This is a genomic window from Pseudomonas sp. SCA2728.1_7 (assembly GCF_018138145.1).
GTDB classification, from domain to species: domain Bacteria; phylum Pseudomonadota; class Gammaproteobacteria; order Pseudomonadales; family Pseudomonadaceae; genus Aquipseudomonas; species Aquipseudomonas koreensis_A.
In genome coordinates, this window is sequence record NZ_CP073104.1 from 6210897 (window position 1) to 6226014 (window position 15118).

Genomic DNA, 15118 nt, shown 5'->3' on the forward strand with positions numbered 1-15118 from the left:
GTAGAATGCGCGCCCGGTTTTTGGAGAAGCTCATGACCCTGCTCAAATTCAGCGATGTGTCCCTTGCGTTCGGCGCTATGCCGTTGTTGGACAAGGTGTCCTGGCAGATCGCCCGTGGTGAGCGGGTGTGCATCATCGGCCGCAACGGCACTGGCAAGTCCAGCATGATGAAACTGGTCAAGGGCGACCAGAAGCCCGATGAAGGCTCGGTGTGGCGTGCCCCCGGTCTGAAAATCGGCGAATTGCCGCAAGAACTGCCAGTGGCCGACGATCGGACGGTGTTCGACGTGGTCGCTGAAGGCCTCGATGGCGTGGGCGCGTTGCTCGCCGAGTACCATCACCTCGCGCAGAACTGCGTCACTGAAGAAGACCTGAACAAGCTGATGCACGTTCAGCAAGACCTCGAAGCCCGTGATGGCTGGCGTTTGCAGACGCTGGTCGAAAGCACCTTGAGCCGTCTGCAACTGCCGGCCGACAAGACCCTCGCCCAGTTGTCCGGCGGCTGGCGTCGTCGCGTGCTGCTGGCACAGGCGCTGGTGTCCGAGCCGGATCTGCTGCTGCTCGACGAACCGACCAACCACCTGGACATCGGTGCGATTGCCTGGCTCGAAGAGGCACTGAAAGATTTCCAGGGCGCCGTGCTGTTCATCACGCACGACCGTTCTTTCCTGCAAAACCTCGCCACGCGCATTCTCGAACTGGATCGCGGCGGCCTGATCGACTGGAACGGCGACTACGCCAGTTTCCTCGTGCACAAAGAAGCTGCACTGGCCGCTGAAGAGACCGCCAACGCGCTGTTCGACAAGAAACTGGCCCAGGAAGAAGTCTGGATCCGCCAGGGCATCAAGGCGCGCCGCACCCGTAACGAAGGCCGCGTCCGCGCCCTGAAAGCCCTGCGCGTTGAGCGCAGCGAGCGTCGTGAACGGACTGGCAAGGCCAACATTCAGTTGGACACTGCCGACAAGTCCGGCAAGCAGGTGATGGTCCTCGAGAACGTGAGTTTCGCGCACCCGGGCGGCCCGTTCCTGATCAAGGACTTCTCGATGGTGCTGACGCGCGGCGACCGTATCGGTCTGCTCGGCGCCAACGGTACCGGCAAGACCACTCTGTTGAAACTGATGCTCAGCGGTCTGCAACCGACCAGCGGCAAAGTGGAAGAGGGCACGCGGATCGACGTGGCGTACTTCGACCAGTTGCGCCATCAACTGGATCTGGAAAAGACCGTGATCGATAACGTTGCCGAAGGTCGCGACTTTATCGATATCGACGGCCAGAGCCGTCACGTGCTGAGCTACCTCGGCGATTTCCTGTTCAGCCCGCAGCGTGCCCGCACGCCGGTCAAGGCGCTGTCGGGTGGCGAGCGTGCGCGTCTGTTGCTGGCCAAACTGTTCAGCAAACCGGCGAACCTGCTGGTACTCGACGAACCGACCAACGACCTCGACGTGGAAACCCTCGAGCTGCTCGAAGAAGTGCTGCTGACCTTCAACGGCACCGTGCTGATGGTCAGCCACGACCGGGCATTCCTCGACAACGTGGTCACCAGCACCCTGGTCTTCGAGGGTGAAGGCAAGGTGCGTGAATACGTCGGCGGCTATCAGGACTGGATCCGTCAGGGCGGTTCGCCGCGTCTGTTGGGCGTGACTGAAAGCAAGTCGGGCAAGGCTGACCTGAATTCGGCGGTGGTCACTGCCGAGCCAGCAGTGGCTGCAGCGCCTGCGGCAGCGGCTCCGGCGGCGAAGAAAAAGCTGAGCTACAAACTGCAGCGTGAGCTGGAAGCGTTGCCGGGCGATATCGACGCCAAGGAACAGCAGATCGCCGCAGTGGAGGCCGAGATGGCTGAAGGCGGTTTCTATCAGCGTCCACCGGCTGAAACAGCCAAGGTGATTGCTTCGCTGGAGCAGTTGCAGGCTGAGCTGGATGCGTTGATGGAGCGTTGGGCCGAGCTGGATGCCTGATTGATCCGGATGTGAAAAAGCCCGGCGTTCAGTGATGAACGCCGGGCTTTTCATATGTAAACGCAGTTCCCTTGTAGGAGTGAGCCTGCTCGCGATAGCGGTTTGGCATTCAACGGATTCGTCGACTGTCAGAGCGCTATCGCGAGCAGGCTCACTCCTACATGGAAAGGTGTTTCAGCGTTTGACCAGGTGGACGGCGAGGACGTCGCATGGCGCGCCGTGCAGCACGTCATTCGCGGTCGAGCCGAGCAACAGCGCCAGACCATGTCGGCCATGACTGCCGACCACGATCAGATCGCACGTTTGTTCTTTGGCGAAATGATGGATTTCCTGGCGTGGCTGGCCATAGGTCAGATGGCAGTTGGCGCCCTCAAGCTCTGAGTATTTGGCTTTCAGGCGCTCCAGGCGTTCCTTGGCCTGATCGAACTGCTGTTGTTGCAGTTGTGACAGATCCATCGGCACGTCGCCGCCGAATGCCATGGCCATCGGCTCGACGATATGCACCAGCGAAAGCTTGGCGCCATTGCTTACCGACAGCTCGCGGGCGCGGTGAATCACAGGGTCGCACTCTTCGGTCAGATCTACGGCGACCAGGATGTGGTGGTAGGGCATGAGGTGCTCCTCGTGAGGTTTCAATATTGTTAAGTATGGCTGGTTTCAAGCGCATTGGTTCCAAAGTGACACAATGCGCTCACCGAGAATTGGGAATAGAGATATGACGGTCTGGTTGGTGGTGTCAATCCTGCTGGTGGTTTTAAGTCCGCTGGCGTGGTTGCGCCCATCGCGCGCGCAAAGCGGTCGCATCGCCCTGCGTATGGAGGCACGACGCATCGGTCTGGCCATGCAGTTGGCACCTCAGGAATGGCCACACTGGCTGGCGCAAGAGCCACCAAACCCGTGCGCACAGTATCATCGGCCGCGCCGTGGCAAGTCGCCTGCCTGCTGGACTTACTGGCAGAAAACGCCGGGTATCTGGGTTAATCAGTGGCAGGAAGTCTGCGAAGATCGGGCGCTGCTCAATCATTTCGAAAAGTTGCCGGGCAACGTTTTCAAAGTCGAGGCAGACAAGCAGATGATCGCCTTGTATTGGGGCGAGAAGGGCGACGCCACGGTTTTGCTGGATATCGATGCCACTCTGAAAGCGCTGGCATGACGCGCGGACTTTTCCCACTGCAACGGTGGGGAACGTCCGGCAGACGCGCAATAAAAAGCCCGACATGATTCATCGGGCTGGGGTGGCCAGGCAGGCCGGAAATCTTTTTGATGCTGAGTCAGTCAGCGCATTTCTCTGTCGTCCACCCAGCGTAGCCCTTTAAACAAGGGCTGCCGCGAATTAGGGCGACTTTTCTAACTATTGATTCTATGAATGGCTTCACATGCAGACGCGTGTTGCGGGTCTTCGTCTTACAGAAATGACCGCAAAGTCGCATTTCAACCCGTATTTTGGGCGATTGACAATTGTCGGAAATTCCGTGAAGGTGACGTACCCAAATCAAACGGGCGTATGAATTGAGCGTTTGTCTTACAGACTGCTCCTACAGAATCCCGACTATCGCGTTGGCGGGTGTGCCGGGTGGATTGGCGTTAGCATCGACGAAAAAGCGTCCTGCCGAGCCATTCGCCTGCGTCCGACGTGTACTGTTCAGCTTCCATATCGTGGAGATCAGTTGATGATTTACGAAGGTAAAGCCATCACGGTTAAAGCTCTTGAAAGTGGCATCGTCGAATTGAAATTCGACCTCAAGGGTGAGTCCGTCAACAAGTTCAACCGTCTAACCCTGAACGAACTCCGTCAGGCCGTAGACACCATCAAGGCAGATGCTTCGATCAAGGGCGTGATCGTCAGCAGTGGCAAGGACGTGTTCATCGTCGGCGCCGACATCACCGAATTTGTCGACAACTTCAAGCTGCCGGATGCCGAGCTGGTTGCTGGCAATCTCGAAGCCAACAAGATCTTCAGCGATTTCGAAGACCTCAACGTCCCAACCGTAGTTGCCATCAATGGCATCGCACTGGGCGGCGGTCTGGAAATGTGCCTGGCGGCTGACTATCGCGTCATGTCGACCAAGGCCAAGATCGGTCTGCCGGAAGTCAAACTGGGCATCTACCCAGGCTTCGGCGGCACCGTGCGTCTGCCGCGTCTGATCGGTGTCGACAACGCCATCGAATGGATTGCCTCCGGTAAGGAAAACCGCCCTGAAGACGCGCTGAAAGTCAGCGCTGTCGACGCCGTGGTTGCTCCGGAGAAGCTGCAGGAAGCTGCCCTTGAACTGATCAAGCGCGCCATCTCCGGCGAGTTCGACTTCAAGGCCAAACGTCAGCCGAAACTTGAAAAACTCAAGCTGAACGCCATTGAACAAATGATGGCTTTCGAAACCGCCAAAGGTTTCGTCGCCGGTCAAGCTGGCCCGAACTACCCGGCGCCGGTTGAAGCGATCAAGACCATCCAGAAAGCCGCGAACTTCGGTCGTGACAAGGCGCTGGAAGTCGAAGCTGCAGGTTTCGTCAAACTGGCCAAGACCTCTGCCGCGCAGAGCTTGATCGGTCTGTTCCTGAACGATCAGGAACTGAAGAAAAAGGCCAAGGCCTACGACGAAATCGCCAAAGACGTGAAGCAGGCTGCTGTACTCGGCGCCGGCATCATGGGTGGCGGTATCGCTTATCAGTCGGCCTCCAAAGGTACGCCGATCCTGATGAAGGACATCAATGAGCACGGTATCGAGCAGGGTTTGGCCGAAGCCGCCAAACTGCTGGTTGGCCGCGTTGATAAAGGTCGCATGACCGCTGCGAAAATGGCTGAAGTGCTCAACGCCATTCGTCCGACCCTGTCCTACGGCGACTTCGGTCACGTCGATCTGGTTGTCGAAGCTGTCGTCGAAAACCCGAAGGTCAAGCAAGCCGTGCTGGCTGAAGTCGAAGGTCAGGTCAAAGAGGACACCATCCTCGCGTCCAACACCTCGACCATTTCCATCAGCCTGCTGGCCAAGGCCCTCAAGCGTCCGGAAAACTTCGTCGGCATGCACTTCTTCAACCCGGTGCACATGATGCCGCTGGTGGAAGTGATCCGTGGCGAGAAGTCGAGTGAGCTGGCGGTTGCCACCACCGTTGCCTACGCCAAGAAAATGGGCAAGAACCCGATCGTCGTCAACGACTGCCCGGGCTTCCTGGTCAACCGCGTGCTGTTCCCGTACTTCGGCGGTTTCGCCAAGCTGGTCAGCGCCGGTGTGGACTTCGTCCGTATCGACAAGGTCATGGAAAAATTCGGCTGGCCGATGGGCCCGGCATACCTGATGGACGTGGTCGGCATCGACACCGGTCACCACGGTCGTGACGTCATGGCTGAAGGCTTCCCCGACCGCATGAAGGATGACCGTCGTTCGGCCATTGACGTGCTGTACGAAGCCAAGCGCCTGGGCCAGAAAAACGGCAAGGGCTTCTACGCCTATGAGGCCGACAAGAAAGGCAAGCAGAAGAAAGTCGCCGATCCATCGGTACTGGAAGTGCTCAAGCCGATCGTTTACGAGCAGCGCGAAGTCACTGACGAAGACATCATCAACTGGATGATGATCCCGCTGTGCCTGGAAACCGTGCGTTGCCTGGAAGACGGCATCGTTGAAACTGCCGCCGAAGCCGACATGGGTCTGGTCTACGGTATCGGTTTCCCTCCATTCCGTGGCGGTGCGCTGCGCTACATCGATTCGATCGGTGTTGCCGAGTTCGTTGCCCTGGCTGACCAGTACGCTGATTTGGGCGCGCTGTACCACCCGACCGCGAAACTGCGTGAAATGGCCAAAACCGGCCAACGGTTCTTCGGTTAAGCGTCCCAACTTTTGAGCGAGAGTGAAATTTTATGAGCTTGAATCCAAGAGACGTCGTGATTGTCGACTTCGGTCGTACTCCGATGGGCCGCTCCAAGGGCGGCATGCACCGCAACACCCGCGCCGAAGACATGTCGGCGCACCTGATCAGCAAATTGCTGGAACGCAACGCCAAGGTCGATCCTGCTGAAGTCGAGGACGTGATCTGGGGCTGCGTCAACCAGACCCTGGAGCAGGGCTGGAACATCGCGCGCATGGCGTCGCTGATGACCCAGATCCCGCACACTTCGGCTGGCCAGACCGTCAGCCGTCTGTGTGGCTCGTCGATGAGTGCACTGCACACTGCTGCGCAAGCGATCATGACCGGCAACGGTGACGTGTTCGTGGTTGGCGGCGTCGAGCATATGGGCCACGTGAGCATGATGCACGGTGTCGATCCGAACCCGCACATGTCGCTGTACGCGGCGAAAGCCTCGGGCATGATGGGCCTGACCGCGGAAATGCTCGGCAAAATGCACGGCATCACTCGCGAACAGCAGGACGCTTTTGGCGTGCGTTCCCACCAGTTGGCCCACAAGGCAACCGTGGAAGGCAAGTTCAAAGATGAAATCATCCCGATGCAGGGCTACGACGAGAACGGTTTCCTGAAACTGTTCGATTACGACGAAACCATTCGTCCGGAAACCACCCTGGAAAGTCTGGCGGCTCTCAAGCCAGCCTTCAATCCAAAGGGCGGCACCGTGACAGCCGGTACTTCGTCGCAGATCACCGATGGTGCTTCGTGCATGATCGTGATGTCGGCGCAGCGTGCACAGGACCTGGGTATCCAGCCAATGGCGGTGATCCGTTCGATGGCAGTGGCGGGTGTGGATCCGGCAATCATGGGCTATGGTCCAGTTCCGGCAACACAAAAAGCCCTGAAGCGTGCGGGCCTTGGCATCAACGATATCGACTTCTTCGAACTCAACGAAGCTTTCGCCGCACAGGCCCTGCCAGTGCTGAAAGATCTGAAAGTGCTCGACAAGATGAACGAGAAGGTTAACCTGCACGGCGGCGCGATCGCCCTGGGTCACCCGTTCGGTTGCTCCGGTGCCCGTATTTCCGGCACCTTGCTGAACGTGATGAAGCAGAATAGCGGCACCTTCGGGGTGGCTACTATGTGCATTGGTCTCGGCCAAGGCATCTCCACCGTCTTCGAACGCGTCTAAGCGTCTCGTTGATGGAAGCCGGGGCCAAGTGCCCCGGTTTTTGTTTTTGTGGATTTATTTTGTTTTTATTTTGAAAAAATTTGAGTGAGGGCCAAACCATGCCGATACAACCTGGGCTCTACCAACATTACAAAGGTCCGCAGTACCGCGTATTCAGTGTTGCGCGGCATTCCGAGACCGAAGAAGAAGTGGTCTTTTACCAAGCCCTGTATGGCGATTACGGCTTTTGGGTACGCCCTCTGAGCATGTTTCTCGAGTCAGTCGAGGTTGACGGCGAGCAGGTGCCACGCTTTGCTTTGGTGCAAGCCGAACCGAGCCTTTTTTCCAAGGCATAAGGCGAGTGCGCGCAGAACCCTGTGCTTGACCTCACCTTGTATCAACTATATATAGCGGTGCCGCGTCAGGCGCCAACCGCCTTTCACTTCTAGAATTCAGGAATTTTCTGATCCATGGGCAAATCGCTGGTCATTGTGGAATCCCCGGCTAAGGCCAAGACCATCAACAAGTATCTGGGTAACCAATACGTGGTGAAGTCGAGTATCGGCCATATCCGAGACCTGCCCACCAGCGGTTCGGCTAGCGCCAGCAAAGAGCCAGCCGCCAAGCGCGGCAAGGCTGCTGCGGGCGAAGGTCCGGTGCTCTCGCCGAAAGAGAAAGCGCGCAAGCAGCTGGTCTCGCGTATGGGTGTCGATCCCGATCATGGCTGGAAAGCCAAGTACGAGATCCTCCCGGGTAAAGAGAAGGTGATCGAAGAGCTGCGCCGGCTCGCCAAAGATGCTGACACCATCTATCTCGCAACCGACTTGGATCGCGAGGGGGAAGCCATTGCCTGGCACCTGCGCGAAGCCATCGGTGGTGACGACAGCCGCTACAAGCGCGTGGTGTTCAACGAAATCACCAAGAAGGCGATTCAGGAAGCCTTCTCGGAGCCGGGCGAGCTGGACATCGATCGAGTCAACGCTCAACAGGCGCGTCGTTTCCTCGACCGCGTTGTGGGCTACATGGTTTCGCCGCTGCTGTGGGCAAAGATTGCCCGTGGCCTGTCCGCTGGCCGTGTGCAATCGGTTGCTGTGAAGCTGGTGGTCGAGCGTGAGCGCGAAATTCGTGCGTTCAACCCGGAAGAGTACTGGGAAGTGCATGCCGATCTCGGCACCACCAAAGGCTCGACCGTGCGTTTCGAAGTAGCTCGCGAGAAAGGCGAAGCCTTCAAGCCGCTCAACGAAGCTCAGGCCATGGCCGCGCTGGAGAAGCTCAAGTCTTCCAGCTACAGCATCGTCAAACGCGAAGACAAACCGACCAGCAGCAAGCCTTCGGCGCCATTCATCACGTCGACCCTGCAACAGGCTGCGAGTAACCGCCTGGGCTTCGGCGTGAAGAAAACCATGATGATGGCTCAGCGTCTGTACGAAGCCGGCTACATCACTTATATGCGTACCGACTCGACCAACCTCTCGGCCGATGCCGTGGCAATGGCGCGCACTTACATCGAAGACGAGTTCGGCAAGAAGTACCTGCCGGAAACGCCAAACGTCTACAGCAGCAAAGAAGGCGCGCAAGAGGCTCACGAAGCGATCCGTCCTTCCGACGCCAACACCACGCCGAGCAAGCTCGCAGGCATGGAGCGTGACGCTGAGCGCCTCTACGAGCTGATCTGGCGCCAGTTCCTCGCTTGCCAGATGCTGCCGGCGCAATATCTGTCGACCACCGTCAGCGTCGGCGCTGGCGATTTCGAGCTGCGCGCCAAGGGCCGTATCCTCAAATTCGACGGTTACACTCGTGTTATGCCGCAAATTGCCAAGCCAGGCGACGACGACGTTCTGCCTGATATGGCGCAGGGCGATGTGATGAAGCTGATCAAGCTTGATCCATCGCAGCACTTCACCAAGCCACCGGCGCGCTACTCGGAAGCCAGCCTGGTTAAAGAAATGGAAAAACGTGGCATCGGTCGTCCTTCGACTTACGCTGCGATCATTTCGACCATTCAGGATCGCGGTTACGTGACCTTGCACAACCGTCGTTTCTACTCGGAAAAGATGGGCGACATCGTCACCGAGCGTCTGTCGGAAAGTTTCTCGAACCTCATGGACTACGGCTTCACCGCCGGCATGGAAGAGAACCTCGATGACGTGGCGCAGGGCGAACGCGACTGGAAAAGCGTGCTGGACGAGTTCTACGGCGATTTCAAAAAGAAACTCGAAGTAGCCGAAAACCCGGAAAGCGGCATGCGCGCCAACCAGCCGGTCATGACCGACATTCCGTGCACGACCTGTGGTCGTCCGATGCAGATTCGTACTGCGTCGACTGGCGTGTTCCTCGGTTGCTCGGGTTACAGCCTGCCGCCGAAAGAGCGCTGCAAGGCCACCGTCAACCTGGTGCCGGGCGACGAAATCGCTGCGGACGACGAAGGTGAGTCGGAATCGCTGGTACTGCGCGGCAAGCATCGCTGCCCGATCTGCAGCACGGCGATGGACGCTTATCTGCTCGACGAGAAGCGCAAGCTGCACATCTGCGGTAACAACCCGGATTGCGCGGGCTACGAAATCGAAGAGGGCAGCTATCGCATCAAGGGCTACGAAGGTCCGAGCCTGGAATGCGACAAGTGCGGCAGCGAGATGCAGCTCAAGACCGGCCGTTTTGGCAAGTTCTTCGGTTGCACCAACCCTGAGTGCAAGAACACCCGCAAGCTGTTGAAAAGCGGTGATGCAGCGCCGCCGAAGATGGATCCGGTGAAGATGCCTGAGTTGAAATGCGAAAAGGTCAACGACACTTACATCCTGCGTGACGGTGCCTCCGGTCTGTTCCTGGCCGCCAGCCAGTTCCCGAAAAACCGTGAGACCCGTGCTCCGCTGGTGATCGAGATTGTGCCGCACAAGGACGAAATCGATCCGAAGTACCACTTCCTCTGCGACGCGCCGAAGAAGGATCCTGATGGTCTGCCAGCGGTCATCCGCTACAGCCGCAAGACCAAGGAGCAATACGTGCAGACCGAAGTCGACGGCAAGCCTACCGGTTGGAAAGCGTACTTCGACGGCGGCAAGTGGACGGTTGAAGACAAGCGTACGAAGCCAAAAGCTGAGTAAGCCTTAGCCTGATACTGAAAGGCCGCATGAGAACCCTTGGGTTTTCAGGCGGCCTTTTTGTTTTGTGCTTGCGGTGGGATTGGCTGATCCACGACACTGTCCGGCCTGTGTGAAGCAATTATTTCGTTGTGGAGAGCGCCGTCATGGCTCACGAACTCTATACCCGTACCAATCAGAAGATCTATTTCGCCGGCCTGTCGCTCGAAGCCTTGGCTCGTGCTGAAGAAGGGCGTGCGATGAATTCTCTGGCGTTGATTCAGGCTGGGCGTGAATCGGCGCTGTTTCACCTGTACGGGGCCTTGCTGGGGCTTTGTCATGAGATCGCGGGTTTCTATCGTCTGCCGCAGGCCAATGCGCCGCGGGCGGAGATGCTGCTGACGCGTGAAGTGCTGGAGTCGATCGCAATTCCCGAATTGGCCGAAATGGTTGAGTTGGCGGGCAATTCTGAAACCTGGTTGGCGAAACTGCTGGCAGCGCATTCGGCGCTGTTTCAACCGCCACGAGTGCCGCACAAGCCGAAGGGTGATGTGACGCAACCGTTGATTCAGGCGATTAATCTGGATGAAGAAGAAGCGCCAGAGGAGTTGAGTCGAGAGGAGCTGGAGAGCTGGCGGCAGAACTTGAAAGGTCTGGCGATACGTTTCCGCGAAGGCTTGAACGAATGCTGAGGGCGATTGACACGGTGGCAATCTGAAACATGCTGCTGGTCAAGATCCCGAGCGAAGCCTGAATGATGTCTATATAATCCCTGCCTTTCGTGGAGAACAGACCTTTATGCCAACGTCCTTTCTAGAAATTGTCGAGTTACCCGACGGCCGAATCGAGCTGCGCAGGGCCGAGGACGAGGGTTCTCTGGTGACGCTGGATTTCTCCGAGGATGCCAAGGCGTTCCTGCAAGGTCAGCATGTGGAGATCGCCAAGGCGATGTTAAGCGTCGGCGTGCAAATGGCCGGTCGCATGGTCGAAGGCGAGTTTGATAAGGAAGAAGGGCCGCGGGTTCTTCATTGATCCCCGTCTTTTTACTTTTTGACGTTACCGCTTCAGATCGGCTTCTCTGTCCCTGGAGAAGCCCTGCGCTTCACACAGCGCGTATAAGCACCAATCAACCCAAACGAATATTCAGGCTCTGAGCATCGCCCGTGCGTGCGGCGTTGATCAGTTGTTGCCGTGAATTTGCGTTCAGCGGGTTGAGCCAAGTGACTACGGTGTGACTGCGACCCAGTTTCAGGGCTTCGCATGCCAGTTGCTGAGCGCTTTGAGCGCCTCTTGGTTGCAGCAGCAGAATACGCTCGCGATTCAAGCCGGCATCCCGCAGCCATGTCTGGGTCAGGCTCGCAGGAGGCGCTATCAGCGTCAGCCAGCGTGCGTCCTGATCTTCACTGAGTTCGCGAAGGATCGGGGCAAGCAGGTTCAGGCAGTTCCCGGTAGCACCGCGCAGTGACAGCTCGCTGAATACTTCAGGTTCAGCAATCCACGGGCGCTCGACGACCTCTTTGAGGATCGGCGCCATCGGTTGTGCCAGAAACGCTTCGAATAAAGGCAGTTGTGTTTGCTGAGGGGGGTGTGGGAACTGCATAAAGCCTCCTTTAGCGGCGAATGACGCCGACACTCAAGCCTTCGATCACCAGTTCCTGATCTTTCAGGTCGACTTCGATAGGGGCGAACTCAGGGTTTTCGGCAATCAGCCAGACCTTGCTGCCTTCACGCTTGAAGCGTTTGACGGTCACTTCATCGCCGATGCGAGCGACGACGACCTGGCCATTACGCGCTTCGCGGGTGGTGTGCACGGCGAGGAGGTCACCGTCGAAAATGCCGATGTCCTTCATGCTCATGCCGTGCACGCGCAACAGATAGTCGGCGCGCGGATGGAAGAAGGCCGGGTTTATATTGCAGGACTCTTCGATGTGCTGCTGGGCGAGGATCGGCGCGCCGGCAGCGACCCGGCCAATGATCGGCAGGGTAGAGTCGTCGGCCTTGGCTTCGAAGCCGGGAATGCGAATACCGCGCGAAGCCCCTGGGGTCATCTCGATGGCGCCTTTGCGGGCCAGTGCCTTGAGATGTTCTTCTGCCGCGTTCGGCGACTTGAAGCCCAGTTCCTGAGCGATTTCCGCGCGGGTTGGCGGGTAGCCGTTGTCTTCGAGGCAACGTTTGATGAAGGCCAGAATCTCGGCTTGGCGTGGCGTCAGCTTTAGCATATTGATCGCTCTGTCTTTTTATACAGTGACTGGGATTATATACAGTGAAGCGTCCTTGGCAATGCCCGTTTTTTTGCCGGCCGCCAGACGGTCGGCAGCCTTGCTTATTAATGCATCGGTCTTGTGTGGTTAAATAGCTGACCGACCATTCCCAAAACGAACCGGCAGGCTTGACAAGGCACAGGCTGAAACGTATGTTTCAAACAAGTGTTTGTCAGGCGGAGTAGCCATGGCCCAGTCGGAAACCGTTGAACGCATTCTTGATGCTGCCGAGCAGTTGTTCGCGGAGAAAGGTTTCGCTGAAACCTCGTTGCGTTTGATCACCAGCAAGGCTGGCGTCAACCTGGCAGCAGTGAACTATCATTTCGGCTCGAAAAAAGCCCTGATCCAGGCGGTTTTTTCGCGCTTCCTCGGGCCGTTCTGCATCAGCCTCGATAAAGAGCTGGAGCGGCGTCAGGCCAAGCCTGAAAACAAGCCAACTCTTGAAGAGCTTCTGGAAATCCTCGTCGAGCAAGCCCTCGTGGTTCAGCCACGCAGCGGCAACGACTTGTCGATCTTCATGCGTTTGCTCGGCCTCGCGTTCAGCCAGAGCCAGGGCCACTTGCGTCGTTATCTGGAAGACATGTACGGCAAGGTTTTCCGTCGCTACATGTTGCTGGTCAACGAAGCCGCGCCACGCATTCCGCCGATCGAACTGTTCTGGCGCGTGCACTTCATGCTCGGCGCTGCCGCGTTCAGCATGTCCGGTATCAAGGCCCTGCGCGCGATCGCCGAGACCGACTTCGGCGTCAACACTTCCATCGAACAAGTGATGCGTCTGATGGTGCCGTTCCTCGCTGCAGGCATGCGCGCCGAAACCGGCGTCACCGATGCCGCCATGGCCACCGCGCAACTGCGTCCGCGTAGCAAATCAACGCCGGTCGCCGCCAAGGTTTAACCGCACACGGGTGGGCGCGGCAGCTTGTATCCGCTAAGCTAGCCGCCCATGCCGACTCTCGTTCTGAACCCGAAATCCATAGAAATTGCCAACCTGCCGAGCATGGCTCACGGTAGCGATTTCCTGCGGGTCGGGTTTTTCGTTTTCAAGGAATCTCTATGACTGCTGGCCTGCAAGGCTCGTTGATGGTGGACGTCGCCGGTACCTGGCTGACGGCCGAAGATCGCCAATTGTTGCGTCAGCCCGAAGTGGGCGGCCTGATCATTTTCGCGCGTAACATCGAGCATCCACGTCAGGTGCGTGAACTCAGCGCATCGATTCGCGCGATTCGCCCGGATCTGCTGTTGGCAGTGGATCAAGAGGGCGGTCGCGTGCAGCGTCTGCGTCAGGGCTTTGTGCGTCTGCCGGCCATGCGTGCCATCGCCGATAACCCGAATGCCGAATACCTCGCCGAGCAATGCGGCTGGATCATGGCCACCGAAGTACTCGCGGTCGGGCTCGACCTGAGCTTCGCCCCGGTGCTCGATCTGGATTACCAGCGCAGCGCCGTCGTTGGCACCCGTTCGTTCGAAGGTGATCCCGAGCGCGCGGCACTGCTCGCCGGAGCGTTCATTCGCGGCATGAACAGCGCCGGTATGGCTGCGACCGGTAAGCATTTCCCCGGCCACGGCTGGGCCGAAGCCGATTCCCACGTTGCGATCCCGAATGATGAGCGCAGCCTCGACGAGATCCGCGCCAACGATCTCGTACCCTTCGCCAAACTCAGCAAACAATTGGCCGCGATCATGCCGGCGCACGTCATCTATCCGCAGGTCGATTCGCAGCCCGCCGGCTTCTCTCGCCGCTGGTTGCAGGACATCCTGCGCGGCGAGTTGCAGTTCGACGGCGTGATTTTCAGCGACGACCTGTCGATGGCCGGTGCTCACGTGGTCGGCGACGCCGCCAGTCGCATTGAAGCCGCACTGACTGCCGGTTGCGACATGGGCCTGGTCTGCAACGACCGCGCTGCCGCAGAGCTCGCCTTGAGCGCCGCACAACGCATGAAGGTCAAGCCATCGGCCCGAATTGCCCGTATGCGCGGTCAGGCATTCGCCAGTACCGATTATCGTCAGGATCCGCGCTGGCTCACCGCCATCGGCGCGCTCAAAGACGCTCAACTGATCGATTAAGGATTTTTCGCTATGACGGTTTACGCAATCATCGGTGGCACCGGCCTGACCCAACTCGAAGGCCTGACCATTCGCCAATCGCTGGCGGTAGACACGCCCTACGGCGCGCCATCGGCCGACGTGCAAATTGGCGAATACGCTGGCAAGGAAGTGCTGTTCCTCGCCCGTCATGGCCACCCGCATCGCTTCCCGCCGCATAAGGTCAACTACCGCGCCAACCTGTGGGCGTTGAAGCAGGCCGGTGCCGAAGCGATCATTGCCGTTAACGCGGTGGGCGGCATTCATTCGGCCATGGGCACCGGGCATTTCTGCGTGCCGCACCAGATCGTTGACTACACCAGTGGGCGCGAGCACACGTTTTTCGCCGATGATCTTGAGCATGTCACCCACATCGACTTCAGCTTTCCCTACAGCGAACCGTTGCGTCAGCAACTGATTGCCGCCGTGGCCGCTGAGGGCTGCGAATACAGCGATCAGGGCGTTTACGCCTGCACCCAGGGTCCGCGTCTGGAAACAGTGGCCGAGATCGTGCGTCTGGAACGTGATGGCTGCGACATCGTCGGCATGACCGGCATGCCGGAAGCGGCACTGGCCCGCGAGCTGGATCTGGATTACGCCTGTCTGGCGCTGGTGGTCAACCCGGCAGCTGGCAAGACCACGCAAGTGATCACCATGGCCGAGATCGAGCAAGCGTTGCATGACGGGATGGGCAAGGTGAAATCGGCGTTGGCGCGGGTGTTGGCCGGCTAAGGGCTG

14 protein-coding genes are annotated in these 15118 nt (G+C 58.5%); 11 read left to right on the top strand and 3 right to left on the bottom strand.

Annotated features, from left to right (window positions below):
* The first annotated feature begins 32 nt into the window (after window positions 1–32).
* Window positions 33–1955 carry an ATP-binding cassette domain-containing protein gene (locus tag KBP52_RS27835; RefSeq protein ID WP_077573840.1) on the top strand — a complete coding sequence of 641 codons (1923 nt, stop codon included), beginning with the start codon at window positions 33–35 and terminating at the stop codon, window positions 1953–1955.
* A 174-nt stretch (window positions 1956–2129) separates the two neighbouring features.
* On the opposite strand, the gene KBP52_RS27840 is transcribed toward KBP52_RS27835, so the two are convergent.
* A complete protein-coding gene (locus KBP52_RS27840) occupies window positions 2130–2567 on the bottom strand; it encodes a universal stress protein (RefSeq protein WP_077573839.1) in 438 nt (145 codons plus the stop codon).
* Window positions 2568–2670: 103 nt separating this feature from the next.
* Here KBP52_RS27840 and KBP52_RS27845 point away from each other — a divergent pair, with 103 nt between their 5' ends.
* The 7 genes from KBP52_RS27845 (at window position 2671) to KBP52_RS27875 (ending at window position 11069) form a co-directional block, all read left to right on the top strand.
* Window positions 2671–3108 (top strand): hypothetical protein, encoded by a 438-nt coding sequence (locus KBP52_RS27845; protein ID WP_077573838.1) that lies wholly within the window; start codon window positions 2671–2673, stop codon window positions 3106–3108.
* 517 nt (window positions 3109–3625) lie between these two features.
* Window positions 3626–5773, top strand: a complete 2148-nt coding sequence (fadB, locus tag KBP52_RS27850; protein ID WP_034156439.1) for a fatty acid oxidation complex subunit alpha FadB — start codon at window positions 3626–3628, stop codon at window positions 5771–5773.
* Between the two features lie 32 nt (window positions 5774–5805).
* Window positions 5806–6981, top strand: a complete 1176-nt coding sequence (fadA, locus tag KBP52_RS27855; protein WP_007910465.1) for an acetyl-CoA C-acyltransferase FadA — start codon at window positions 5806–5808, stop codon at window positions 6979–6981.
* Window positions 6982–7079: 98 nt separating this feature from the next.
* Window positions 7080–7316 (top strand): DUF1653 domain-containing protein, encoded by a 237-nt coding sequence (locus KBP52_RS27860; RefSeq protein ID WP_007910467.1) that lies wholly within the window; start codon window positions 7080–7082, stop codon window positions 7314–7316.
* Window positions 7317–7430: 114 nt separating this feature from the next.
* The gene (gene topA / locus KBP52_RS27865; RefSeq protein WP_077573837.1) at window positions 7431–10061 is read left to right on the top strand and encodes a type I DNA topoisomerase; all 2631 of its coding nucleotides are present in this window, start codon (window positions 7431–7433) and stop codon (window positions 10059–10061) included.
* A 143-nt stretch (window positions 10062–10204) separates the two neighbouring features.
* A complete protein-coding gene (locus KBP52_RS27870; RefSeq protein WP_007910470.1) occupies window positions 10205–10729 on the top strand; it encodes a DUF6586 family protein in 525 nt (174 codons plus the stop codon).
* 106 nt (window positions 10730–10835) lie between these two features.
* Complete coding sequence (locus KBP52_RS27875) at window positions 10836–11069, top strand: hypothetical protein (RefSeq protein WP_003226592.1); 234 nt, start codon at window positions 10836–10838, stop codon at window positions 11067–11069.
* Between the two features lie 94 nt (window positions 11070–11163).
* Here KBP52_RS27875 and sulA read toward each other — a convergent pair whose 3' ends face one another.
* Together sulA and lexA are read right to left on the bottom strand one after the other, a co-directional pair.
* A complete protein-coding gene (sulA, locus tag KBP52_RS27880; protein WP_016986749.1) occupies window positions 11164–11637 on the bottom strand; it encodes an SOS-induced cell division inhibitor SulA in 474 nt (157 codons plus the stop codon).
* Between the two features lie 10 nt (window positions 11638–11647).
* Complete coding sequence (gene lexA / locus KBP52_RS27885) at window positions 11648–12256, bottom strand: transcriptional repressor LexA (RefSeq protein ID WP_003226590.1); 609 nt, start codon at window positions 12254–12256, stop codon at window positions 11648–11650.
* A gap of 229 nt (window positions 12257–12485) precedes the next feature.
* Between lexA and KBP52_RS27890 the strand changes: the two genes are divergently transcribed.
* The 3 genes from KBP52_RS27890 (at window position 12486) to KBP52_RS27900 (ending at window position 15112) form a co-directional block, all read left to right on the top strand.
* A complete protein-coding gene (locus tag KBP52_RS27890) occupies window positions 12486–13193 on the top strand; it encodes a TetR/AcrR family transcriptional regulator (RefSeq protein WP_007910473.1) in 708 nt (235 codons plus the stop codon).
* A 158-nt stretch (window positions 13194–13351) separates the two neighbouring features.
* Window positions 13352–14362 (top strand): beta-N-acetylhexosaminidase, encoded by a 1011-nt coding sequence (gene nagZ / locus KBP52_RS27895; RefSeq protein ID WP_007910482.1) that lies wholly within the window; start codon window positions 13352–13354, stop codon window positions 14360–14362.
* A 12-nt stretch (window positions 14363–14374) separates the two neighbouring features.
* Entirely contained in the window at window positions 14375–15112 is a 738-nt protein-coding gene (locus KBP52_RS27900) for an S-methyl-5'-thioinosine phosphorylase (protein WP_212621400.1), read from the top strand.
* Window positions 15113–15118 lie beyond the last annotated feature (6 nt).